Origin of the sequence: Alistipes sp. DJF_B185, assembly GCF_964250025.1 — a bacterium.
Taxonomy (GTDB): Bacteria; Bacteroidota; Bacteroidia; order Bacteroidales; family Rikenellaceae; genus Alistipes; species Alistipes finegoldii.
Window position 1 is genome coordinate 1 of record NZ_CAXUDY010000074.1, and the last position, 991, is coordinate 991.

Here is a 991-nt window from a genome sequence, read left to right on the forward strand (position 1 = left end):
GATTTTTTCAGTGGTGTACGGAAGTACGTCGTTTGTACCCTTATTGAAGGGGCGGGAGCAGCAGGACGCTGTAACCGGCCTTGAGCGTGACCTTGACCGAGCGCATCTTCTTGCTCACGTATTGCGACACGCCCTGGATGGCGCTGCGCCCCAGGTCGGAGAGCAGTTGCGAACCGGCATCGTCCGTGATCGTGATACTGCTGCCCATGCCCGCACCCATATTGGCGGCGATCTCCTTCACGGCATTGAGTTCTTCCGACCCCGGCACGGGAATACCCTCGTTGCCGTTCGTGTCATAGACCGACAGATCGACCGGAACGACCGCCCCGCCGTGCTGGACAGCGCTGACCTTGACCGTCAGCCGTTCGCCGTTGATCCTCGCCGCCCCCGTTACGGGCGTACCCGAGGGGATGAGCAGCTCTCCCGCCATCATCGGTTCCAGCAGCCGGAAAGTAACCTCCCCGCCATCGGTGAGCGTCACGGTTTGCTGCACGGCGGCACGGATACTGTTGCGCTCGGGCTCGCGAAGGTCGCTCCCCACCGTGTTGAAACCCCAGTTCCGGGGCTTGACGAACTCACGGGCGAAGACCGAATCGGGCAGCGGGGCGGCGAGCAGCGACACGATGTTACGGCGCACCTGGCGCACGGGCTGCACGGAAGCCTTGCCGGAAACGGAGGCTTTCTGACGCGGGGCTTCAGGGGCTTGACCGCCATTCATGTAGCGGGCGGCGATCTCGTAGGACTTCTCCAGCAGCGCCACCTGCTCCTCCTGGGCCGTTTTCTGCGCCTGCTGTTCTTCCAGGCGGCGTTCCAGTTCCTCGATGCGGGCCTGCATCTCGCGCTCTTCCCCCGTTTCACCGGCGGTGTCCTCGTAGAAACTGCCTAACTGGCGGTTGATGTCGGCATAGGCGGCACGGGAAGTCCGGAAAGCTCCCGACGAACCGCCGGCAGGGCCGGAAGACTTATCCGGCACGGCAGCGGGCATGACGGG

Annotated in this window: 1 protein-coding gene; it reads right to left on the reverse strand. The window is 64.0% G+C overall.

What is annotated here, in order from left to right:
• Positions 1-40 precede the first annotated feature (40 nt).
• Positions 41-991, reverse strand: a 951-nt coding sequence (traM, locus tag ACESTR_RS16230; RefSeq protein ID WP_373179453.1) for a conjugative transposon protein TraM, incomplete at its 5' end; no start/stop codon positions are given.